The 23,448-nt window shown below is 62.7% G+C and carries 18 protein-coding genes and 2 pseudogenes; 11 read left to right on the forward strand and 9 right to left on the reverse strand.

The annotated features are described in order from the left end of the window. Positions 1–390: 390 nt before the first annotated feature. Positions 391–903, reverse strand: coding sequence for a hypothetical protein (locus tag NKJ37_RS29980; RefSeq protein WP_352776213.1), 513 nt, complete (start codon positions 901–903; stop codon positions 391–393). Positions 904–1,191: 288 nt separating this feature from the next. Here NKJ37_RS29980 and NKJ37_RS29985 point away from each other — a divergent pair, with 288 nt between their 5' ends. Then, positions 1,192–2,259: a cyclic nucleotide-gated potassium channel gene (locus NKJ37_RS29985; protein WP_352442938.1), complete on the forward strand. Its 1,068-nt coding sequence runs from the start codon at positions 1,192–1,194 to the stop codon at positions 2,257–2,259. A 1,662-nt stretch (positions 2,260–3,921) separates the two neighbouring features. Here NKJ37_RS29985 and lepA read toward each other — a convergent pair. Then, complete coding sequence (lepA, locus tag NKJ37_RS29990; protein ID WP_128305633.1) at positions 3,922–5,727, reverse strand: translation elongation factor 4; 1,806 nt, start codon at positions 5,725–5,727, stop codon at positions 3,922–3,924. Positions 5,728–5,986: 259 nt separating this feature from the next. Between lepA and NKJ37_RS29995 the strand changes: the two genes are divergently transcribed. The 5 genes and pseudogenes from NKJ37_RS29995 (at position 5,987) to NKJ37_RS30015 (ending at position 9,906) form a co-directional block, all read left to right on the forward strand. After that, complete coding sequence (locus tag NKJ37_RS29995; RefSeq protein ID WP_352776216.1) at positions 5,987–7,156, forward strand: TadE/TadG family type IV pilus assembly protein; 1,170 nt, start codon at positions 5,987–5,989, stop codon at positions 7,154–7,156. 345 nt (positions 7,157–7,501) lie between these two features. Next, positions 7,502–8,195 (forward strand): annotated as a pseudogene (locus tag NKJ37_RS30000) (DUF1223 domain-containing protein). A 102-nt stretch (positions 8,196–8,297) separates the two neighbouring features. After that, positions 8,298–8,553: pseudogene (locus tag NKJ37_RS30005) on the forward strand (hypothetical protein). 142 nt (positions 8,554–8,695) lie between these two features. Continuing rightward, on the forward strand, positions 8,696–9,433 hold the full coding sequence (gene msrA / locus NKJ37_RS30010) for a peptide-methionine (S)-S-oxide reductase MsrA (RefSeq protein WP_352677932.1): 738 nt from the start codon (positions 8,696–8,698) through the stop codon (positions 9,431–9,433). 185 nt (positions 9,434–9,618) lie between these two features. Then, a complete protein-coding gene (locus tag NKJ37_RS30015) occupies positions 9,619–9,906 on the forward strand; it encodes a GIY-YIG nuclease family protein (RefSeq protein WP_352678033.1) in 288 nt (95 codons plus the stop codon). Between the two features lie 146 nt (positions 9,907–10,052). Here NKJ37_RS30015 and NKJ37_RS30020 read toward each other — a convergent pair whose 3' ends face one another. Then, positions 10,053–11,057 (reverse strand): cytochrome d ubiquinol oxidase subunit II, encoded by a 1,005-nt coding sequence (locus NKJ37_RS30020; RefSeq protein ID WP_352677930.1) that lies wholly within the window; start codon positions 11,055–11,057, stop codon positions 10,053–10,055. Between the two features lie 9 nt (positions 11,058–11,066). Then, positions 11,067–12,428: a cytochrome ubiquinol oxidase subunit I gene (locus NKJ37_RS30025; protein WP_352776218.1), complete on the reverse strand. Its 1,362-nt coding sequence runs from the start codon at positions 12,426–12,428 to the stop codon at positions 11,067–11,069. Between the two features lie 260 nt (positions 12,429–12,688). Between NKJ37_RS30025 and NKJ37_RS30030 the strand changes: the two genes are divergently transcribed. Beyond that, positions 12,689–13,615 carry an ABC transporter ATP-binding protein gene (locus NKJ37_RS30030; protein ID WP_352776220.1) on the forward strand — a complete coding sequence of 309 codons (927 nt, stop codon included), beginning with the start codon at positions 12,689–12,691 and terminating at the stop codon, positions 13,613–13,615. Continuing rightward, positions 13,612–14,373, forward strand: coding sequence for an ABC transporter permease (locus tag NKJ37_RS30035; protein WP_128305642.1), 762 nt, complete (start codon positions 13,612–13,614; stop codon positions 14,371–14,373). Before NKJ37_RS30030 ends, NKJ37_RS30035 begins: the two co-directional genes overlap by 4 nt. Positions 14,374–14,526: 153 nt before the next feature. Here NKJ37_RS30035 and NKJ37_RS30040 read toward each other — a convergent pair whose 3' ends face one another. After that, entirely contained in the window at positions 14,527–15,564 is a 1,038-nt protein-coding gene (locus NKJ37_RS30040; protein ID WP_127296923.1) for a phosphatidylglycerol lysyltransferase domain-containing protein, read from the reverse strand. Positions 15,565–15,915: 351 nt separating this feature from the next. Here NKJ37_RS30040 and NKJ37_RS30045 point away from each other — a divergent pair, with 351 nt between their 5' ends. Next, entirely contained in the window at positions 15,916–17,106 is a 1,191-nt protein-coding gene (locus NKJ37_RS30045) for a flavin-containing monooxygenase (RefSeq protein WP_352776222.1), read from the forward strand. Here NKJ37_RS30045 and NKJ37_RS30050 read toward each other — a convergent pair. Both NKJ37_RS30050 and NKJ37_RS30055 read right to left on the reverse strand, forming a co-directional pair. Then, a complete protein-coding gene (locus tag NKJ37_RS30050; RefSeq protein ID WP_352735894.1) occupies positions 17,098–17,322 on the reverse strand; it encodes a hypothetical protein in 225 nt (74 codons plus the stop codon). The two genes, NKJ37_RS30045 and NKJ37_RS30050, sit on opposite strands and share 9 nt — an antisense overlap. A 224-nt stretch (positions 17,323–17,546) precedes the next feature. Continuing rightward, positions 17,547–19,550: a PhoX family protein gene (locus NKJ37_RS30055; RefSeq protein ID WP_352776224.1), complete on the reverse strand. Its 2,004-nt coding sequence runs from the start codon at positions 19,548–19,550 to the stop codon at positions 17,547–17,549. Between the two features lie 555 nt (positions 19,551–20,105). Here NKJ37_RS30055 and NKJ37_RS30060 point away from each other — a divergent pair. Next, the gene (locus NKJ37_RS30060; protein ID WP_023813467.1) at positions 20,106–20,591 is read left to right on the forward strand and encodes a hypothetical protein; all 486 of its coding nucleotides are present in this window, start codon (positions 20,106–20,108) and stop codon (positions 20,589–20,591) included. 279 nt (positions 20,592–20,870) lie between these two features. Here NKJ37_RS30060 and NKJ37_RS30065 read toward each other — a convergent pair whose 3' ends face one another. Both NKJ37_RS30065 and NKJ37_RS30070 read right to left on the reverse strand, forming a co-directional pair. Further along, positions 20,871–21,530: a response regulator gene (locus tag NKJ37_RS30065; protein ID WP_023813468.1), complete on the reverse strand. Its 660-nt coding sequence runs from the start codon at positions 21,528–21,530 to the stop codon at positions 20,871–20,873. After that, positions 21,527–22,921 (reverse strand): sensor histidine kinase, encoded by a 1,395-nt coding sequence (locus NKJ37_RS30070; protein WP_023813469.1) that lies wholly within the window; start codon positions 22,919–22,921, stop codon positions 21,527–21,529. The genes NKJ37_RS30065 and NKJ37_RS30070 overlap by 4 nt, the downstream gene beginning before the upstream one ends. A gap of 172 nt (positions 22,922–23,093) precedes the next feature. Between NKJ37_RS30070 and NKJ37_RS30075 the strand changes: the two genes are divergently transcribed. Continuing rightward, a complete protein-coding gene (locus NKJ37_RS30075) occupies positions 23,094–23,435 on the forward strand; it encodes a hypothetical protein (RefSeq protein WP_013528672.1) in 342 nt (113 codons plus the stop codon). Positions 23,436–23,448: the final 13 nt, after the last annotated feature.

Genomic DNA, 23,448 nt, shown 5'->3' on the forward strand with positions numbered 1-23,448 from the left:
TCCTGGTCATCCTCAATGCAAAAGCACGCGATGCGCGCAACGAGTTCGTAATTGCAACTTGACACCCCAGATAGTCGCTCTCCCCACTTCGTGGGGCGAGGAACCAAGCCGCGCCATCCCCGGCGCCTCCATTGCAAGGTTGGCGACTAGCGAAATCATCGACCACCGCGTCCTTCGCCCCGTTTACGGGGAGAAGATGGCGGCAGATGAGGGGCGGCGCCAACGTTGGCCGAATTGCACCTGGGAAATGGCCGGCGCGAATGCCGGTGAGGCAGTTGCCTGAGCCCGCGCCGGCCACTGGCGAACCTGGGTCCGCCGCGCGGTTTTTTTACCGTTCCGGCGATGCTCGATCAACTAGGCCGGACGTTTGGTACGGAAGCAGACAAAGGCTCACCGCGCCGCCCTCACCAAAGTCCAGATCCAGCCAACAAAGGTCAGCACCAGGAATGGATAGCCGGCGGCGGGCAGCGGCGCCGAGGTTGGCAGCAGGGGCGTGCCCCAGAGGATCATGCAAGCCGAGACGACAAACAGCACGGCGGCCACGAGCGCGGTGAGCCGCATCCACAGGGCAAAAGTCTTCGGCACGCTGACCATGACCAGTGCCGCCGCCCACAGCGAGATGCCGCCGACATAGGAGGGCACGCTGGCCTCCAGCCCCGCCGCGTTGCCGGCGAGCAGCAGGCTTTCGCCGGCGAGGAAGGTCAGGAATCCGGCCGCGACACAGTCATTGCCCATGCGCTGGCATTTCATCGTCAGCAGCGCGGTCGCCACCACCAGTGCCACGCCGTCGATCGTCCAGAGCGTTTCGCGCACTTCAGCGCTGGCCACGAAGGTGCCGGCGAGGCCGAAGGCGCCGCCGATGGCGAGGCCGATCGCGGCGATGGTGTCTGATGTGGTACGCATGTGATGTCTCCCCAAGCTGGCTCAAGCATACTGCAGGGCGGTGTCTGATCCAATGCTCGCCGATGGCGAGGCGTTCTCACCTGCTTGACTTCCCGACGCGGCTCCAGTGTCAGCCCGAAATCGACAAGGGCGTGAAGGCAGAGACTGTCGAGAGAGCGGTCCGCAGCGCCCGCAATCGACAAAGTCGGCCTTGCCCGAGAACCGATATCGGCGCATCGCAGCAAGCACCTTTACGCTTGCCTTGAAGGCAGCCTATTTTGGCGGATAGTAGCGGCTCGTGGGCATAGAATGTCGGTACTGCCTTTCCTGAGAATTTACGCGCCGCTCAACGCGGTGCTGGCCGCGCCTGGGCTGCTGGCGGTGGCGGCGCTCACGACACCGAACCTGTCCGGACGAAGCAGACTGGCTCTGATCGCCCTGCTCGCGGTCATTTGGGGCGCCTATCTTCTGCAGATGGCCGCGACGCTGCTCAAGCACTGGGCGGGAGACCTTCGGGACAGGACGCCGGCAATCGCCATCGACGTGCTCGCGGTTTTGGTTCCACTCGCCGCATTTCTCCTCGACGGCACACCCGACTGGAGCCTCTACTGTGGTGTCTGGCTGCTGAAACCGCTGCGCGACTCGACCTTCTTTCCGGTGCTGGGCAGGGTGCTGGCCAACGAAGCGCGCAACCTGATCGGCGTCACCACGCTCTTCGGCGTCGTTCTGTTCGGTGTCGCACTCGCCGCCTATGTCATCGAGCGCGACATCCAACCGGAAAAGTTCGGCAGCATCCCCGAGGCAATGTGGTGGGCGGTGGTTACGCTGTCCACCACCGGCTATGGCGACGACATCCCGCAAACCTTCGCCGGCCGCGTCCTTGCCGGGGCGGTCATGATGACTGGCATCGGCATCTTCGCGCTCTGGGCCGGCATTCTTGCCTCCGGCTTCTATCAGGAAATCCGTCGCGAGGATTTCGTCCGCAATTGGCAATTGGTCGCCGGCGTGCCGTTGTTTCAGAAGCTCGGCCCGGCCGTGCTGGTCGAGATCGTGCGCGCGCTAAGACCTCGTAATTTGCCGGCGGGCGCCGTGATCTGCCGCAGTGGCGAGACCGGGGATCGGATGTTCTTCGTCGTGGAGGGGCGGGTCAGCGTCGCGACGCCGAACCCGGTGGAGCTTGGCCCTGGCGCCTTCTTCGGCGAGATGGCGCTGATCAGCGGCGAACCGCGTTCGGCGACCGTCAGCGCCGCGACGGCGGTCTCCCTTCTGTCGCTGCACGCGGCGGATTTCCAGATGCTGTGCAGCAGCAGCCCGGAGATCGCGGAAATCATCCGCAAGACCGCGCTCGAGCGGCGCGGCGCGGCGCCGATGGCTTGATCCCGCGCAGCTCGCCGCACTGGCGAGAAAGGTGAGAAACCCGGCAGCTATGCAGTCATTGCCCAGCCGCCGGTACTTCATCGCCAGCAGCGCGGTCGGGTAAAGACCAGTCACGAGTAAGGGGACAGCAATCCCCGTGCTCAGCTGTATCTTGACCGCATGAGACAGTTGTCTCCCGCTTTGCTTATTTTGGCACCCAAGATGTTGGGGTCACAAAGCTACGCAAACGATTCCTTGACGACTCAAAACGAGTCGCCTTTTATAAGCTATGCACTCCTGTTGAGAGCGCGACCGGAAGTTCTGAGCCCGGTCTTTTTCCTGGACCAAGTGCGCTTTTCCCCGCATTCGCAATCTTTCGCGAGGCTGCTGACGCATATGGATCGGATCGAAAGGTAGAATTGTCGGACTGGAGAAATTTGTCTGTTAATACTATATTTAGTGTTTGCAGTTAGAAGTGGTTAATAAATAGTTAAGACCGGTAGATGATTCAAAATTTGCAGCGGGCACGTCGCCAAACAGCACCCGCTGCAATGTCCGAAGAACTAAAGGAGGTCACTATGCAACAACCCTAGTTCAACGTATCCCGGAGAGAGTCATCACAAGAGACCCAATCCGGTAGCCACCACAGGGTGGCAGGGGGACGGAGCGCGAATGCTTCCGCCTCCCACCTTTGCCCAGAGAATCTAGCACGCCGTTTACCGGGCGGTCAATTTCTTCGCCTCGTTAGCAGGCGAAGCTTTCGCTATTTTCTTCAAGATACGGTCAAAGACTTCTTCCGAATCGTCCGCCTGGAATCACTTGCGCGGCCCTACGGATTTTTTCGATTTGTTTTGTGGCTCTGGCGGTTTCTCTTTGGGCATCTATCTCGATCTCACTCAGTTGGAAGGGCTACTGGAGCCTCCCGATAGGACGGTTCCTGTCGGCTATATGCCAGCGAACCCATCCGCATATTTGGGATGTAGCCTCGGCATCGCATACCTTTCGAGCACATCTCTGCGGCATATTCTGAAAGACCATCCCGACATCACCATGATTGACCTTCTCTGCATGCCCATGATGCTTCGCGATGGGGTATGGGTGGCTGACAGGCCTAGGCACGCTGTTGTGATCTATGTCCACCCAGACACCGGAAAACGATACAAAGTGGCCATAAAAATAACTGCGGGAGGCTTCGAGCCCTACGTGTCCACATTCCACCGCTTTGGCGATAGGCAGCTCGAAGCATTGTTGAAACGCGGGTCAATCCTTTGAGGGGTGGCGAGCGGCTATTTGCCGCTCGCCCAATGGACGCGGTGGGGCCTGCCCCGAACCCCACAAAATGCGCCTACATTACTGCAGTGCCACGGCCGGCAGAATTTCACCGTGTCGCGCGTCCGAATGGCTTAACTAGTGCCTTTTCCTCCCGAGAGAAGCTGCGGACCCCTTTGCTAAGCGTGACGATCCTAGCAAATCAGGTACGATCTGTGAATCCGGTAAATAAAATCGTCCACCTGTGCCTTACAATTCAACGCTTGTACCGTTTCCGAAACGGCTTTCACCGGCATCGAACGGCCTGAATAACGGACGCCAAACTCCTGTCAGATGGAGGTGCAGGGAGTGCTACGCGCAATGCCGATGGACATCTTCCACCGGGTCGATGCGTCCGGCCGCAGGCCGGACCGCTTAATCCCCCATCTTCAGTGCCTGGATAAACGCCTCCTGCGGGATATCGACCTTGCCGAACTGCCGCATCCGCTTCTTGCCCTCTTTCTGCTTGTCCAGCAGCTTGCGTTTGCGTGAGACGTCGCCGCCGTAGCATTTGGCGGTAACATCCTTGCGCAGCGCCGAGATGGTTTCGCGGGCGATGACCTTGCCGCCGATGGCGGCCTGGATCGGGATCTTGAACAGATGGTTGGGGATCAGCTCTTTCAGCTTCTCGCACATCTGCCGGCCGCGCTTTTCCGCCGCCGTGCGGTGCACTAGCATGGAAAGCGCATCCACCGGCTCCTCATTGACCAGGATCGACATCTTCACCAGGTCGCCTTCCCGGTAGTCGGTGAGGTGGTAGTCGAAGGAGGCGTAGCCCTTGGAGATCGACTTCAGCCGGTCGTAGAAATCGAAGACGACTTCGTTGAGCGGCAGATCGTAGATCAGCATGGCGCGCTTGCCGACATAGGACAGGTCGGCCTGGATGCCGCGCCGGTCCTGGCAGAGTTTCAATATGCCGCCGAGATAGTCGTCGGGCGTCAAAATGGTGGCGCGGATCCACGGCTCCTCGATCGCGGAGATTTTCACCACATCCGGCATGTCGGCCGGGTTGTGCAGTTCCTTCATCGAGCCGTCGGTTAGCGCCAGCCGGTAGACGACGCTCGGTGCCGTGGCGATGAGGTCGAGGTTGAACTCGCGCTCCAGCCGCTCCTGGATGATTTCCAGATGCAGCAGGCCAAGGAAGCCGCAGCGATAGCCGAAGCCGAGCGCGGCACTGGTTTCCATTTCAAAAGAGAAAGAAGCGTCGTTGAGGCGCAATTTGCCGACCGCGGCGCGCAGATCCTCGAAATCGGCGGCGTCGACCGGGAACAGGCCGCAGAACACCACCGGCTGCGCTGGCTTGAAGCCGGGCAGCGCCTTGGCGGTGGTGCGCTTGTCCTCGGTGATGGTGTCGCCGACGCGAGTGTCGGCCACTTCCTTGATCGAGCCGGTGAAGAAGCCGAATTCGCCGGGGCCGAGCTCGTCGACATTGATGCGGGCCGGGGTGAACACGCCGGTGCGCTCGACCAGGTGCTTGGCGCCGGTGCCCATCATGCGGATGGTCTGGCCCTTTTTCAGCACGCCGTCGATGACGCGCACCAGAACGATGACGCCGAGATAGGCGTCGTACCAGCTGTCGACCAGCATCGCCTTCAAGGGCGCTGTGGCGTCGCCTTCGCGCGGCGGCGGCAATTGGTGGACGATGGCCTCCAGCACGTCGGGAATGCCGAGGCCGGTCTTGGCCGAGATCAGCACGGCGTTGGAGGCGTCGATGCCGATCACCTCCTCGACCTGCTCGCGGATGCGCTCGGGCTCGGCGGCCGGCAGGTCGACCTTGTTCAGCACCACGACGATCTCGTGGTTGTTGTCGATCGCCTGGTAGACATTGGCCAGCGTCTGCGCCTCGACGCCCTGCGAGGCGTCGACCACCAGAAGCGACCCCTCGCAGGCGGCGAGCGAACGCGACACTTCATAGGCGAAGTCGACATGTCCGGGCGTGTCGATCAAATTGAGGATATAGTCCTCGCCATTGTTGGCGCGGTATTTCAGCCGCACCGTCTGCGCCTTGATGGTGATGCCGCGCTCGCGCTCGATATCCATCGAGTCCAGCACCTGCTCCTTCATGTCGCGCAGCTCCAGCCCGCCGGTCAGCTGGATCAGCCTGTCGGCAAGCGTGGATTTGCCATGGTCGATATGGGCGACGATGGAGAAATTGCGGATGTGGTCGAGGGGCGTGCTCATGGCGCGCGTTTAGCAGGGGTGGCTTGCCCGAGCAAGCGGCAGGCTGCCGCCGCACATGTGGCGCGGCCCGTTGCCTGGCAAGCCGTACAGCCGTTGCCGGGAAAGCAGAGCAGGCGGCTGCCGGGGCAAGCGGTGCGGGCGCTTGTCGCCTTTTCCCCCGGATTCCTCGAAAAAACGATAAATTTTAACCACGCGCGTTAGAGCATAATTTGTGATCGGCATGTTAGCGGGGGGAAATATCTGATGTAAGGACGAAGGCATGCGGGGGCTTGCAGGCAGTTTTATCGAGTCGCGGAGCGGCTCGTTCGCACCGATACTTGTTCTCGCCATGATTCCGCTGATCACCGCGATCGGCTTTTCCGTCGACTACACCTCCGCGGTCCAGACCAGGTCGACCGAGCAGGCGGCACTCGACGCCGCGATCCTGTCGATCACCACGATGGAAACGGCCTCGACGAAGCCGCAGCGCCAGGTGGTGCTCCAGGATACCTACAGAGAAAACGGCGGACAGGGCACAGCGACGCTGAACAGCTTCGACGTCAGCGCCAACGGCACCGCCACAGCGCGGGCCTCGGCAAGCTACGCCATGCCGACCGTGTTCATGCAGATCGCCCGGATCACCACGGTGCCGGTTGGCGTCTCATCGGCGGTGAGCAAGACGCCCGCACTGGTGGAGGCCACATTCAACGTCGATCACGTTTCAGGCTACTGGAACAAGACCATGACCTTGTACGGCCTTCCCTACGGTTGGACCTCCACGACCACACCGACGGCCATGATGAAGGCCAACTATAACTACAAAGCGTATAGTTATTCCTATACGAGCGGGGGTAAGACCTACACGGCTACCGAGCCGAAAGGTTACGGCACGACAACTATTACCACGGGACCAACCAATACGCTGGTTCAGACCCAAGTGTGCACGACAGTAGGATCGGCAACCGATTTCACTGCCACTGCGGGAGTTTACAGAAGCACCGCGGTGGCAAAAAGCGGAAAGACGAGCGCCACCATCTATTTCAAGACGACGTGCGCGACCACGAATACCGCCGGAAACAGCAGTGGCGCAACAATCAACGTGAGCACGGTGGACAAGCTCTATCTGCAGATGGATGTGCCGTCCGGACCGGTCAACCCGCTCAAGTCGAACAATACAGACACGTCGAACCGGCTCTACCTCGGCGCCGGGTACAACACCGCGGCACAAAAGGCACTGGACCCTTCCAAATACCTCCCCGTCGAGGTTGCCAGCAACACGGACGTCGACATCTTCAAAGTGGTGCCTTGCAGCCAGACCAGCGACCAGGCATGGGAAGACGGCGGCAACAATCCTCCACTGCCAGACGTCACGAACGCCGACTTCTTCTACAGCGTGACCGGCAAGTGCGACTTCAACAAGCGGCCCTCCAACACGGTGCTGACGCAGTAGACGCTGCCCCAGGCTAAACGCCCTATGGGCTTGTGAGGCTTGGCGATCCTTCACACCCCCCTCTGTCCTGCCGGACATCTCCCCCGCAAGGGGGGAGATTGGCAGCTTCGTCGGCCGCGCTCCTGTTGCGAAGCTAGTGATAGGCGAAAGCCGTGATGAGGGTCGATCTCCCTCCTTGCGGGGGAGATGGCCGGCAGGCCAGAGGGGGGTGCTGTCCCTCCGGCTTTCCCTGCGATCTCCCGAACCTTCATCACAAACCAGTGAGCGCTGTAACGAAGCAGCAAGCAGCGGCGAAGTGGGGGTATCAGCGGTGCTTCCAGGCGCCGCCGCCCACGGAGCAAGCCGATGTCCCGCAAGTTCGTCACAGTGTCCAGCCTCTGCGCGCTCGCGCTGGCCGGCGTCGCTCGGTGCGGCCGCGGCCCAGCCGCTCACCGTGGTTGAGCTGTTCACCAGCCAGGGCTGCTCGTCCTGCCCGCCGGCCAATGCCAATCTGATCAAGGTCAAGGACCAGCCCGGCGTGCTGGCGCTGTCGTTCAACGTCACCTACTGGGACTATCTCGGCTGGAAGGATATTTTCGGAAAACAGGAATTCACCCGGCGCCAGGTCAGTTACGAGCCGGCGCTCGGCCATGACGGGCCGTTCACGCCGCAAGTGGTGGTCAACGGCCATGCCGATGTCGTCGGCGCCGCACCCGGCGAGATCGAAAAGCTGATCTCGGCGAGCGGCCGGACGGGCGGCCCGGCATTGTCGCTCGATGGCGGCAAGATCAGCATCGGCGCCGGCGCCGCACCTGGCGGCCACGCCGATGTTTGGCTGGTGCGCTATGCCAAGGGCGTCGTCGAGGTGCCGGTGGCGCGCGGCGAAAATACCGGCCGCACCTTGCCGCACGCCAATGTCGTGCATGCGCTCAAAAACCTCGGCAGCTGGACCGGCGCGGCCACGACGTATCCGCTGCCCGCCGCGTCCGGCGGCCTGAGCACCGCCGTGCTCGTGCAGTCGCCCGGTGGCGGGCTGATCCTGGCTGCCGCGACCGACTAGATCGGGCTTCGGCAAGACATTGCGCAACGCCGCATGGAGCGGCGCCGCATAGCACGGCCGCCAAGAGGGCGCGCCTTCACGACCAACCCCAAGGAGATCATTATGACCACTTCCCGCCTGACGCTGCCGGCGCTCGCTCTCGCTTTGTGCTCGACGGCGCTGTTTGCCGGCGGCATCGCCCGCGCCGACGACGACCAACGCGATGAAGCCGGCTGCAAATGCCATGAAACCGGCCGCGGATGCGATGAAGCCTGCAACCGAGGCGATGAAGCCGGCCGACCCGATGGACACCAATTCCATGAAGCCGGCAACCGATGCCATGAAGCCGGCAACGGATGCGATGGCGCCGGCCAAGTAAAGGTGGTGCTGTTTCCGGCTTCGGTCCCGCGGGTCCGTATCCGGATGCACGTGAAAGTGAGGCTTCGGCCGCAACTCGCCCGTCGCATGATCGTATCTTATCCAATAGACTCCACATGATGGACGTCACAGGAGCTCAAGCCATGACCGACATTCAAAAACCAGTCACCAGACAATCGTCGAACGTCTTCCGCAGCGCGCTCGCCGCCCTGGCACTTGCCGCAGCGGGCGCCGCCTTCTGGCTGACGCCGGCGGTTTCGGCCGAGGACGCGGTGAAGATCCCGCCGCCGGCAATCGACGAGAAGGCGGCCACCGGCACTGAAAAGGCAATCTTCGCCGGCGGCTGCTTCTGGGGCGTGCAGGGCGTCTTCCAGCACGTCAAGGGCGTCACCAAGGCCGTCTCCGGCTACACCGGCGGCGACAAGGACACCGCCGTCTACGAGACGGTCGGCTCAGGCCGCACCGGGCATGCCGAATCCGTCGAGATCACCTACGATCCGTCGAAGGTGACCTATGGCCAGCTGCTGCAGGTCTATTTCTCGGTCGCCCACAACCCGACCCAGCTGAATTTCCAGGGTCCGGACTCCGGCACGCAATACCGCTCGACGATCTTCGCCGAAAACGATGCACAGAAGAAGATCGCGCAAAGCTACATCGCCCAGCTCGACCAGGCCAAGGTGTTCCCGGAGCCGATCGTCACCACGCTGGAAACCGGCAAGACCTTCTATCCGGCCGAGAATTACCATCAGGATTTCCTGACGCTGAACCCGACCTATCCCTACATCGTCTACAACGACCTGCCCAAGGTGGCGAACTTGAAGGCACTGTTCCCGACGCTCTACAGCGAAAAGCCCGTGCTGGTGCTGTCGGCGAGCAATTGAGTCGAGCGCGAGAAGCGGGGGCGGGTGCGCGAAGGGCGGCGACGCCCTCCTTTCCGTCGTCATCCTAGGGCGGAGCAAGGAGCGAAGCGACGCAGCGCAGACCCTAGGATCCATGCCGCGACGTTGGGCGTAGAATGCAACGGGGCGGGATGGCTGCCCGGCAGATCGCCAGCTATCTTCGCGCGATGACAGGCTACGTTTACATGACCGCTAGCCAAAAGCGTGGCACGATCTGCATCGGTGTCACCAATGACCTCGGCCGCCGCATGCCGGAACACAAATCCGGCCAAGGCGCAGGGTTCACCAGCCGCTGCGGCGTGCAGCGGCTGGTCTGGTATGAGGAATTTTTCGACATCACTGATGCCATCCAGCGCGAGAAATCACTGAAGCGCTGGCCGCGCCAATGGAAGATCGACCTGATCGAAAAAGCGAATCCGGAGTGGTTCGAGCTTTTTCGCGGGACGGGGTGGTAGGTGCACCGTTTCTTGCACCGTCGGAGCACTGCACCACCGTCACGGCATGGATCCTAGGGTCTGCGCTGCGTCGCTTCGCTCCTTGCTTCGCCCTAGGATGACGAAGGCACGGTAGCTGCTGCCACCTTCACCCCCACCTGACCCGCTCAATCATACGTCAGATCCGTCGCCTTGCCGCCGAACACCCGGTAGGCATAGAACGAATAGAAGATGATGACCGGCAGCACGACCACGGTGCCGGCCAGAATGATGGCCAGGCTCTCCGGCGCGGAAGCTGCCTGCCAGATGGTCAGGCGATCCGGCACCACGAACGGGTAGAACGACCAGGCGAGGCCGGCAAAGCCGAGCGCGAAGATGGCGGCCAGCGTCAGGAACGGCATCACCGAATGGCGGTCGTCGGGCTTCGGCAGATGGAAGGTCTGCCGCCACAGCCACAGGAACAAAAGCGCCGACAGGATCGGCAGCGGCGACAGATAAAGCATCTCCGGCCAGACGAACCATTTGTCGAAGATGCGCGGGCTGGCGATGGGCGTCGCCAGCGACACCGCCGCCATGCCGAGCGCGGTCAGCACCAGTGCGGTGCGCAGCCAGCGCACCGCTTTCTTCTGCAGCTCGCCTTCGGTCTTGTAGATCACCCAGGCCGCGCCCATCGCGGCGTAGGCGGCGGCAAGGCATAACGCCACCAGCACGCCGAACGCCATGCCCCCGAGGCCGACATCGAGGCCCAGCACATAGACGCCCAGCATGTAGCCCTGCGCCAGCGAGGCGATGAGTGAGCCGAGGAAGAAAATACGGTTCCAGCGGTGCTTGCGCTCGGTCGGCACCTTGGCGCGGAAATCGAAGGCGACGCCGCGCAGGATCAGCCCGATCAAAAGCACGAAGACCGGAATGTAGAGCGCGGTCAGGATGACGCCGTGCGCCAGCGGGAAGGCGACCAGCAACAGGCCGACGGCCAGCACCAGCCAGGTCTCGTTGGCGTCCCAGAACGGGCCGATGGCAGCGATCATCGTGTCCTGTTCGGCGTCTTCAGCGGCGGCAAACAGGATGCCGATGCCGAGATCGAAACCGTCGAGAATGACGTAGATCAGGATGGCGAGGCCCATCAGGCCGGCGAAGATCAAGGGGAGCGCGGTTGGCCAGTCGAAGCTCATTTTCTTCTCCTACTCGCCAGCCGCCGGCTGCGACATGGCGGCGTTCATGACGCCTGGCAGCGGCGATGAATCGCCGTCCTTCGCCGCCTTCAGCGCCAGGTGCACCAGCACGCCGAGATAGGCGATCAGCAACAGCACATAGAGAACGAGGTATATGGCGAGCGTCAGCGCGACATGGCTGCCGGCCACCGGGCCGACCGCGTCGGCGGTCCTCAGCACGCCGGTCACCAGCCAGGGCTGGCGGCCGATTTCGGTGGTGTACCAGCCGGCCAGCGTTGCCAGCCAGCCCGACAGCGCCATCGGCACCATCAGCATGGCCAGCGGCTTAGGCAGGCTGTGCCGGCGCTTGAGGAAGAAGGCCGCCGACCATGAGACGAGCAGCATCAATACGCCCGTGCCGACCATGATGCGGAAACCCCAGAACACCGGAAAGACCGGCGGATGATTGCCGGGATAGTCGTTCAACCCCGGCACCACGCCGCTGGTCGAGTGCCGCAGCACCAGGCTGGCCCCATTGGGAATGGCGATCTCGAATTTGTTCTCCCTGGCTGCCTCGTCGGGCAGCGCGAAGAGCACCAGCGGCACGTTGGGGCCGGTGTTCCAGTTGGCCTCCATGGCGGCGATCTTCTGCGGCTGATGCTCCAGCGTGTTCAGCCCATGCTGGTCGCCGGCGAAGATCTGGATCGGGATCAGGGTCGCCGCCGTGAAGACGCCGGTGCGCAGCGCCTTCCACATCGATTCCGAGCGGTCGCCGGTGAGATAGCGCAGCGCCGACAGGCCAGCGATCAGGAACGACACCGTCAGCCCCGACGCCAGCAGCATGTGGGTCAGCCTGTAAGGCATTGACGGGTTGAAGATGATTGCCCACCAGTCGACCGCATGCGCCACGCCGTCGCGCATCTCGAAGCCGGCCGGCGTCTGCATCCAGGAATTGAGCGCGATGATCCAGAATGCCGAGACGGTGGTGCCGCCGGCGACCAGCACCGTCGCCAGCGTGTGGATGCGGTTGGAGACGCGGCGGAAGCCGAACAGCATGATGCCGAGGAAGGCCGCTTCGAGGAAGAAGGCGGTGAGGATTTCGTAGGCCAGCAGCGGTCCGGCGATGTTGCCGACCTTTTCCATGTAGCCCGGCCAGTTGGTGCCGAACTGGAAGCTCATGGTGACGCCCGAAACCACGCCCATGGCAAAGGACAGCGCGAAAACCTTCACCCAGGTGAAATAGGCGCGCATCCAGGCGGAATCGTTGGTGGCGTTGTAGCGCAGCTTGAAGAACAGCAGCACCCAACCCAGCGCAATGGTGATTGTCGGAAATAGAATATGGAATGAAATATTCGCGCCGAACTGGATACGCGAAAGTATGAGCGGGTCCATGATGGGCTCCGGCTGCTGCAAATACTCGCGAAGGATAGGCCCGAAGCGAGTTCAGGTCAAAGCGGCGTCCTGCCGCGAGGCTGAACGCCACAGGACAATTTTGCCGGTTGCGTGCCGCATAACTCCGGGCCTGTGCGCCGCACCTGCGACGGCCGGCCGGCACGATTGTCGAGAACTGTCAGCAGGGCATTGACTTGCGGTTGCAAGCACCGACATTCGGCCTATATCAGGGGACCTCTTTCAAGCAGCCGTTTTCATCCATGCCTTCCATCCTGTCCATTTCCGGGGTCTCCAAGACCTACGCAACCGGTTTCACCGCGCTTAAGGAAGTCAATCTCGACATTCAGCGCGGCGAGATCTTCGCGCTGCTTGGACCCAATGGCGCCGGCAAGACGACGCTGATCTCGATCGTCTGCGGCATCGTCAACCGTTCGTCGGGCACGGTCACCGTCGACGGCCACGACATCAACAAGGATTATCGCGCCGCGCGCGGTCTGATCGGGCTGGTGCCGCAGGAACTGACCATCGACGCCTTCGAGAGCGTCTGGGCGACGGTCAATTACAGCCGTGGCCTGTTCGGCAAGCCGGCCAACCCCGGCTTTGTCGAGAAGGTGCTGCGCGACCTGTCGCTGTGGGACAAGAAGGACGCCAAGGCGATCACCTTGTCGGGCGGCATGAAGCGCCGGCTGATGATCGCCAAGGCGCTGTCGCATGAGCCGCGCATCCTATTCCTCGACGAGCCGACCGCCGGCGTCGACGTCGAGCTGCGCCAGGACATGTGGGCGATGGTGCGCCGGCTGCGCGAGGACGGCGTCACCATCATCCTCACCACGCACTATATCGAGGAAGCCGAGGCGATGGCCGACCGCGTCGGCGTCATCAATCGCGGCGAGATCATCCTGGTCGAGAACAAGGCCGAACTGATGCGCAAGCTCGGCCGCAAGCGGCTGGTGCTGGAACTGCGCAATCCGCTGACGGCCATTCCCGAGGCGTTCTCGCGCTATGCGCTGGAATTGTCGCCGGATGGCGGGCAGCTGACCTACACCTATGACAACCAGGCCGAGCGGCCCGGCGTCGCCTCGTTGATGCGCGACCTCGAGGCCGGCGGCATCCAGTTCCGCGATATCGACACGCAAAACTCTTCGCTCGAGGAGATCTTCGTCAATCTGGTGAGGAGGGAGCCATGAACCTTCGCGCAGTATGGGCGATCTACCGGATGGAAATGGCGCGTGCTTTCCGCACCGTGCTGCAGAGCATCGTCTCGCCGGTCATCTCGACATCGCTGTATTTCGTCGTCTTCGGCTCGGCCATTGGCTCGCGCATCACCGAGATCGACGGCATCAGCTACGGCGCCTTCATCGTGCCGGGTCTGATCATGCTGTCGCTGTTGACGCAGTCGATCTCCAACGCCTCCTTTGCCATCTATTTCCCGAAATTCGTCGGCTCGATCTACGAGCTTCTGTCGGCGCCGGTCTCCTATCTGGAGATCGTCATCGCCTATGTCGGCGGCGCCGCGACCAAGTCGATCATCCTCGGCCTGATCATCCTGGCCACCGCCTCGCTGTTCGTACCGCTCACCATCCTGCATCCGTTCTGGATGCTCGCTTTCCTGGTGCTGACGGCGGTGACCTTCAGCCTGTTCGGCTTCATCATCGGCATCTGGGCGAAGAGTTTCGAGCAGCTGCAGCTGGTGCCGCTGTTGATCATCACGCCGCTGACCTTCCTCGGCGGCAGCTTCTATTCGATCAACATGCTGCCCGAGATCTGGCGCACGGTGACGCTGTTCAACCCGGTCGTCTATTTGATCAGCGGCTTCCGCTGGAGCTTCTACGGCAAGTCCGACGTTTCGGTCGGCGTCAGCCTCGGCATGACGGTCGTCTTCCTGCTGGTCTGCATAAGCATCGTCGCCTGGATCTTCAGGACCGGTTATCGGCTGAGGAATTGAGCGGCGAAAGTACAGGTCTGTTGAGATTCAGGTCAGGCCGAGACGAAAATGGTGGATTCCGAGAACCGGAGCGGAGCGTACTTTTCGTACGTGAGCACCGGAAGCGCAGGAAGCCGCCATTTGCAGGCCGGCATCACCTGAATATCAGCAGACCTAGATCGCCTTGACCAGCCGCAGCAGCCCCAGCATCTCGACATACGTTCCCTTGCGGAAGGCGATATAGACCGGCTCTTCGACGCCGTGGAAGCGGCGCTTGAAGGCCGCCTGGCCCTGCAGGTTGAACCTGCGGCGGTTGACCCAGGGCGAAGAATAGGCGCGCTGGAAGGCATTGCGCCAGAAATCGCTTTCGGCAAATCCGCTCGGACCCACATCGACGAGCGGCGACAGGCCGAGCGTGACCACCGAGATGCCCTCTTCGCGAAAACGGTCGACGGCGAATTTGGTCAGGCCGACCTCGGCATGCGGTGAGGCGTCGAGATGCTTGCGCTTGAAGGCGGTGGTGTAGCCGATGACCTTGCCGTCGGCAAACAACGGGTCGAAGTCGAGCAAAGCGACCAGTTCGCCATCGGGACCGTGCAGGACGAAACGGCGCATGTCGGTGCCGAGATGGTCGGCGAAATGGCGGTTGAGAAAGCCCATCTCCCAGCGCTTGACGATGCGGTCGCCGCGCCAGTTTTCCGAAAGCCGGGCGATCTCGTCGAGGTAGATGGTGCGCTTGTCCTCTTCGAACGAAAAGCCTTTCTTCAGCAGCCAGCGCTCGGAGTAGCGCACGGTCTCGTTGCGCTTCCCGGAAAAATCATGCTCGGGCAGGGCGAGGCGGGTGTCGATGCCGAGGCGATTGACCTTGTAGCCAAGGCCGGCCAGCACGCGTGCGGTATCCTCGCCCACCTGCACGAACCATGGGCTGCCGGCGGTCTCGACGAAGCGCTTGATGTAATCGGCCCGACGCGCCGGAGCCGCCACCGGGTCGCCGAGCGCGAAATGGTGCTTCATCTTGGTACCGAAGGCTATGTAGCCGTCGGCGTCGCCGAAATAGGAAAGCTTGCCTTGCACGGCGGTGGAATAGGCGAGCGAGAAGTCGCCATAGCGGCGCACCAGCGCCAGGCGTTCGACATGGGTCAGCGCCTGCCGCTCGACCTCGGGCGCGGCAGCCTCAAGGATCTTGTCGAAATAAAACCGCAAGGAGGGCATGGTCGAGATTCCGCGTGCCGCCTACAGCGCCGGCCGTCCAGGACGCGCCAAGGTGCTGTAACACTTTGATTCTGCGCATGACTCGAAAATCGGACTCGATTTCGGACATGCGCGTGGGGGATAACCGAGACCCGCCAGCCACCCAAGGCCTCGAATCAATCACATTGCCGCGACCTGATTACCGTTGATATCGCGCATATGCCATATAGAGCGCAACCGCGGCCCGGCGTGTGGCTCTAAATCGCATCGCTCGAAATTCGGCCGCGGTTTGCTGCAGGGATCCTGCGCGCGATCAAACGGTTACAGCGTCCTGCGAGCCTTGCGGCGGGACGTCCAATGGGATTCGAGTGAATGACGGATACGACAATCAGATCGGTTGCGGATCTGCCGGCCATGGTCGAGCCGGCAATCGTCGTCGGCGCCGGTGCTGCCGGGCTGGCCGCCGCGCATGCCTTGATGAACGCCGGCGTGCCGACGGCGATCCTGGAAAAGGAAAGCCGGCTGGCCGAGCCCTGGCACCGGCGCCACCAGCAATTGCATCTCAACACCCATCGCGATCTTTCTTCGCTGCCTGGTCTCGCCTTTCCTCCTGGCACGCCCGCCTTTCCGCAAAGGATGGTCGTCATCCGCCACATGAACGATTTCCAGAAGGAGAACCGGCTGCCGGTGCAGTTTGGCGTCGCGGTCGAAGAGATCACCTTCAAGGGCGATCACTGGGCATTGCGCACCAGCGCCGGACTGCGCTTCGCCCGCAATGTCGTCATCGCCACCGGCCGCGACAGGCAGCCATTCACCCCCGAATGGAAAGGCATGAAGGATTTCGCCGGGCGCATCATTCATTCGGCGGATTTCGGTGACGCGCAAGCCTATGCGGGCCAAAGAGTGCTGGTCGTCGGCGCCGGCAATTCGGGCTTCGATGCGCTCAATCATCTGGCCGGCATAGACACGGCCGCCATCTGGCTGTCGGCCCGCAGCGGCCCCGCTTTGCTGCCCAAGCGGATTGCCAAGATCGCCGTGCACCGGCTTTCGCCGTTCATGGCGCGCCTGCCTTTGCGGCTCGCCGATGCGGTGATGGCGGCAACCCAGCGCCTGGTTTTCGGCGACCTGACCAAATTCGGCCTGCCGCCCGCGCCTGCGGGCGGCGCCAGCCGCCTGACCTCGGACTATACCGCGATCGCCGCCGATGACGGCGCCGTCGGCGCCATCAAGGCCGGCAAGATCACCGTCGTGCCGGGCATACGGGAATTCACCCGCGATGGCGTGATCCTGGCCAATGGCAGCCTGATCTATCCCGACATCGTCATTGCCGCGACAGGCTACCGCACCGGGCTAGAGCCCATGGTCGGCAAGCTCGGCGTGCTCGACGCCAAGGGCGTTCCGCTCTTCAACGGTGGCGAAGCCGATCCAAAATTGCCCGGTCTGTGGTTCACCGGCATGCGGCCAAGCATTCGCGGCTGCTTCGCCAATGCCGGCATCCTGGCCAAGGCGATCGCCAAACGAATTGCAAGGTCGGCCCCGCACCAATCCAGCGCATCACGCTGATTTCGGTTCCAGCCGCCGGAAACCGACGGCTTCCATCAGCATGTCTTCTTCCACCATGCCGGCATTGTGCAGGGCGAGCAGGTTAAGCGCGATTTCCCGCGCGTCGGCGGAATCGGGATGTGCCTCGCGCCGCCGGCAGGCCTCGTCGAACACGCGCTGCAGCTTGGCGATCTCGGCTGGCTTGAGCAAGCCACGGTCATAGACGGACTTCGACATGGCGATCTCCTGATAAAGACCTAGAGCGCCACGTTTAAATTGCCAATCTTTCCCGAGGCTTGACCGACTTCACCCGTCGCCTCGTCATCCTGGGGCGGAGCAAGGAGCGAAGCGACGCGGCGCAGACCCCTGGAGCTGCTCCGCAGCCCAAGGGATACATGCCGCGGCTTCAAGGCGCAGCAGCGGTGCAATTCTGCTCCGCTGCTGCCCATGCGAGTGGGCAATCAGACCGCGATCTTGCCGCCGCCCTGTCTGGTGATGGCGACCACGGACGGCCGCACCGGCATGTCGGGCTTGAAGTCGGGCCAGCGCGTCGACAGGTCCTCATAGTAAGAGGGGCGCCCGAACGCTTCCCAGTCCTCTCCGCCGTCGCCCGGATGCTGGACGGCGACGAAGGCGGTCTGGTCGTCGGGCGCAAACAGCGGACCGCACATCTCGGCGCCGATCGGCACGCGGAAGAACAGTTTCGAGGTCGCCCGCGCCGCCCCCTCGGTGTCCACTGCCCACAGGCCATCGGTGCGGCCGGTGGCCTTCGGCCCCTGTCCGTCGGTTGCGACCCAGAGACGCCCGGCCGAATCGACCGCGCAATTGTCGGGCATGCCGAACCAGCCATTGGCCGTCGTTGCTGTCGAGAAGGTGGCGCCGACATCGGCAACCGCCGGATCGCCGCATTTCAGCAGCACTTCCCACTTGCCCTTGGCGGCGGTGAAATCACCGCCGTCCTCGGCGATCTCGATGATGTGACCGAAGGCGTTTTCGGCGCGCGGGTTGGCGGCGTCGACCTGGTCGGCCTTGCGCTTCGAATTGTTGGTCAGCATGACATAGACCTTGCCGTTGACGCCATTGGGCTGGATGTCTTCAGGGCGGTCCATCTTGGTGGCGCCGAGCAGGTCGGCGGCGCGGCGCGTCTCGATCAGCACGTCGGCCTGGCTGGCAAAACCGTTTTCAGCCGTCAGCGGCCCCTGGCCGAAGACGATCGGCAGCCATTCGACCGTGCCGTCTTCGGCGAACTTGGCGACATGCAGCGTGCCATCGTCGAGCAGGTCCTTGTTGGCGGCACGATCGTTCGGATTGAACGCGGCCCTGGTCACGAACTTGTAGACATAGTCGAAGCGCTCGTCGTCACCGAGATAGAAGACGACGCGGCCGTCCTTGGCGACGATCGATTCGGCGCCCTCATGCTTGAAGCGGCCCATGGCGGTGCGCTTCCTCGGCGTCGAGGTCGGGTCGTTGACATCGATCTCGACGATCCAGCCGAAGCGGTTGGCTTCGTTGGGTTCCTTGGCGAGGTCGAAACGCTCGTAATGCGCCGCCCATTCATAGGCGCCTTCGGGAATGCCGAGACGCTTGTAGTTCGCGGCTTCCTTGTGGCCTTCCGGCAGCTCGCCGGAAAAATAGCCATGGATGTTCTCCTCGGCCATCACATAGGTGCCCCAGGGCGTGACGCCGCCGGCGCAATTGTTGAACGTGCCGAACACCTTGGTGCCGGACGGATCGGCATTGGTCTTGACGCGGTCATGGCCGGCAACCGGGCCGGACAGCGCCATTTCGGTGTTGGAGGTGATGCGGCGGTTGAGCTTGCCGTCGCGCACCACCTGCCATTTGCCACCGTCCTTGCGGATCTCGACGATGGTGCCGCCATGGGCGGCCATCTCGACATCGACCTGCTCCTTCGAGAGGGGTGCGACTTCTGCCGACTTCTTGCCGTCCTTTTCGACGATCTTCACGATGCCCGGGAACATCAGATGCGGATTGGTGTATTCGTGGTTGACCACCAGCAGGCCATGTTCGGCCGAGCCGTCGATCGGGATGTAGCCGACATAGTCATTGTTGTAGCCGAACTGTTTCGCCTGGGCCTCGGCCGACTGTTTCGTCGGGTCGAAGTCGGGCGAATCGGCAAACAACGGATCGCCCCAGCGCAGCAGGACATCGGCATCGTAACCCGACGCGACATGGTGCTTGTCGTCGATGCCGGCCTCGAGTTCGTCGAACGCGAAGGCCGAGCCTCCCGCTGCCCTGGCCTCGTCGGCGCTGATCAGCGCCAGCGGGCTGACGGTGGCGGCGATGGCCGAGACGGCCAGCGAGCCCTTGAGGAAGCCGCGGCGCGAGAACCGCGCGGCGATGATCTCGCCCATGGTGCGGTTGTCGGAGGCGTTGATCGCCGGGCCGTCGTTTTCCTCGAGCAGGCTGGTGCGGAATCGGGTGTCGGGGGAGCGAAGGTCAGTCATCGTGGCTTGCCTCTGGCTGTCGGGTGGCTGGAGCGTGGGGTACCTGTTGACCCCCTTATAATCGCCGGGTCACATTTTCGTGACATCGGGAGACGTTTCAGACGCGACAGGCATTGCGCGCAGCGCTGGCTCAGCATTCCCGAGGCCGTGAGCTGCTCCGGAATCGTCTTTCGAGAGGAAGGAGACCTTCGGCGGCATGTTTCGCGCGCATCTTACAACGGCGCATGACGTCAGTCGTTGCCAACGGATCAACGGACAAAGCCGGCTCGACAAGTCACCTCCGCCGCCCCCGGCGGAGGTGACTTGATGTTCGGCGTCTGCCGTCGTCAGGCGTCGGGAAAGCGAGTCTCCCGTTTAGCGATGGCGGTCGCGGCGCCGTTCATGCAAAGCTAATGTAGCATAGGCTTGGGACTTTAGTCCAATCTTGCGCTTGCAAAGGTCCTAGTTGACAACCGCAACGGTCGGAGGTCGCTTCCGGGCGCCGCGTCTTTCGGCAATGTTGTTGCACTGCAACGTTGGGGTGGGGCGCGCCGGGCTCAGTCGTCGGAGATCAAAATGCACAGATCGGTCACGACCCGTTGTTGCCGGCTGGCGCTCAAATCGGCAGCGGCGCTGGCGTTGACGATTGCTCCCTACCAAATTGTCCTGGACGGCTCCGTTTCCGGCATCCAGACCGCCAGCGCATACGCCGGCAAAGGTGGCGGCGGCAACGGTGGTGGTGGGGGCGGAGGCAACAGTGGGGGCGGCAACGGCGGCAATTCCGGCGGAGGCAATAGCGGGAACAGCGGCAATAGCGGCAACGGCAATGGGAATGGCAACAGCGGCAAATCAGGATCCAATCAGGGTAAGAGCGGGAGCCATGTCAATGCAAAGACCGGTGACAAGGTCGACGTGACCGGCAACAAGATCACGGTCCGGCACCCCGACGGCATAACGGAAAAGCTCGAGAACGGTCGTTTCAGCATGAAGGACGCGCTCGGTCGCACGATCATCGACCGCCAGGCTACCCCGGCCGATGCCAATCGTCTCAAGGCCTTGTGAAGCTGGCCAACAGGCAACGGTCAGCTTTGCACGTCACCTCCGCCGCCCCCCGGCGGAGGTGACCTCGTTTTTGGCCAGCGTCCCGGTTTTCGGCACCGCAATGGCTGCAGTCCCGAGGCGCGACGTGCTTTTGCGCAATCCGGGACGGGAAACCGTTGCGCATTTCCCCGTACCTGGCCTGGAGCAATTCTAGGAAAAGTGTGAAGCGGTTTTCCGTCTAGAATCGCGTCAAAACAAAGAATTAGAGCAGCTCGCCGTTCCGTGAAACGGTGAAATGCTCTAAGAAGGCCTGTCGCGGTCGCGCAACTCACGCATCATCAAGGCCGCTTCGGTGCGGTTTCGCACATTGAGCTTCGACAGCACCCCGGTCATGTGGTGCTTGACGGTCTTCTCCTGCAGCTCAAGCCGCAAGGCGACTTCCTTGTTGCTCAGCCCCTCCGCCACCAGCCGCAGGATTTCCGTCTGCCGATCGGTGAGCTGCCGCAGCCGTTCCGCAATGCCGTCGGTCGGCTGCTGGGACTGGAGATCCGAAAGCAGCCGGGCCGACAGCGTCGGCGACAGATAGCTTTCGCCGGCTGCAACATTGCGCAGGATGTCGGCGAGCCCGCGCGACCCGACGCCTTTGAGGACATAGCCATTCACCCCTGCGTTCAGCGCCTTTGTCACATCGGCATTGGCCTCCGAAACGGTCAGCATGACGATCTTCTGGGCGGGATGGCTGGCGAGGATGCTTGCGACCGCGGTCAGCCCGCCGCCCGGCATGGAGATATCGAGCAGCAAGATGTCGGGCCGCACCGTCGTGGCGAGGCGTTCGGCATCCTGCGCCGTGGCGCCCTCGCCAACCATCTCGAAGCCCCCGATCTCCGACAGGCTGCGCGTCACACCTTCGCGAAAGAGGGGATGATCGTCGACAATGGCGATGCGGATGGTACCAGTCATGCTTGCTCCTCGACCGACAGACGGATCACCAAACGCGTACCTTGCGGCCCGGTCAAGGTTTCGAACTGTCCGCCAATGCTTTCGACCCGCTCCCTGAGGCCGGCGAGGCCGAGACCCTCGACCCGTGCCGCCGGATCGAAACCCGGCCCGCCGTCCGACACTTCGACAAAAAGCCTGCCACCTTTCATCCCGGCGCTCACTGCCTGATCCTTGCCTAGCCCGTGGCGATAGGCGTTGTTCAGCCCTTCCTGAACGAAACGATAGATGCTGATCTTCTCGGAAGCGCCGGGTTCCGGCAACTGTCCGGCCAGCGTCAGCGTCACCGACGTTCCCGTCCTCTGCTCGTGTTCCTTGACGGCCAGCCGCAGAATGTCGTTTGCGGCAGCCGTCTCGATCTGCGGAAGGACAAGGCCGGTGCAGATGCCGCGTATTTCACGCATCGCATCCTCCAGTGTCTTGCGGATCATCGCGACCTCGGTCGAACGGCTTACGCCCGAATGGCCATCGCTGGAAAATATCGGACTATCCATGCGCAGCGCCGCCAGGGCCACGAGTTGGGCCGGGCCGTCATGGAGGTCGGCGCCGATACGGCGCAGATATCTTTCGTTGAGCGCGGTGGCGCGGCGAGAGGCCCGTTGCACGCGCAGTCGCAAGGCACTGTTTTGCGCCACCAGACCCTGCAGCTCCGACACTTGGCGGCGCAGCGCCCCACGCTGATCGTCGATGGTGCGGCTGCCGCGCAGGACGATGCCCGACAGGAGCAGGAATGCCGCCAGGGTCGCGCCGGCCACGATCAGCCAGCTCGACCACAGGGCGGACGCCAGGGTGGCCTGGAAATCGTCGGCGATCTCATAGAACTCGGTGACCGCCACCACCTCGCCCGACCAGGGCTCGCGCACGGGATTGTAGATCTCCAGCAAGGGCAAGCGGGTAGCCTTCTCCTCGCGTTCATCATCATCGAATGTATTGAATTCAGCGACGACGTTGCCTTCGAAGGCGGAACGCAGATTGTCGCTCGGACCGAAGCGGCGGCCGATCAGGGCCGTCTCCTTGGCGTAGAGAACCGTCCCGTCGCGGCGCCAGAGTACGAACGATTCGAGGCGCTTACCAAGCGCGCCCTGGCCAAGCGTCTCGTCCAGCGCCTGCTTGACGGACTCGCTGAGCTCCTGCTCCTTGCGCAAGTCGGGAAGCAGCGGCGCAATCACGCTGTCGACATAGAGCGCCGTCGTGGCGGCCGAATTGCGGATGACGCCGTCCCGGATCTGCGCCGTCACCCAGGTGCCCACCACCAACATGACAGCCAGCAGGCCAAAGCCGCCGGCAATGACGAATTGCAGGGCAAGGGAAAGCTCGCTCCAGCGCCGCACCAGGTTTTGAAAACTGCGAATCATGAGCCCCTGACCGCCCTTCGAACCGACAGATTGGGCGATGGTAGTACTTTGAGCTTCCGGCTTGCCATTGCCAAGAGCTTCGTTTGGTCGAGGTCGCTTGACGTCCCGGCGCGCTTGGGAAACAACGTCCGCGACACACGCGGCGGGAGCCGCTTCGAGAGGGGACGGAGCGTTGAGTTTTTCAGGATTGCTGCAGCTCGGCTTTTCGACGGTCATTTTCCTGCTGGCGGCGACAGCCGCCAAGCAATGGGGCCTGGCGCCGAGCCTTGGCAAGATCGCGCTGACGCTGGCACTCTATTCGCTGGGCAATCTGATCATGCTGCGGCTGATCCGCGAATTCGGCATGTCGGTGTCGTTCAGCCTTTCCGCCGTCATCCAGCTGGTCTCGGTGAACGTCGTGGCACTGGTCTTCTTCGGCGAGCGCGTCAATGCGCTGCAGGCGACCGGGATCATGCTGGCGATCGCAGCGGTGGCGCTGATCACGCTCGGACCCTATCTGCAAGGCCGGCTGTAACGGGCGAATTGCC

The sequence above is a fragment of the Mesorhizobium sp. M0140 genome, from assembly GCF_040322475.1.
Classification (GTDB): Bacteria; Pseudomonadota; Alphaproteobacteria; order Rhizobiales; family Rhizobiaceae; genus Mesorhizobium.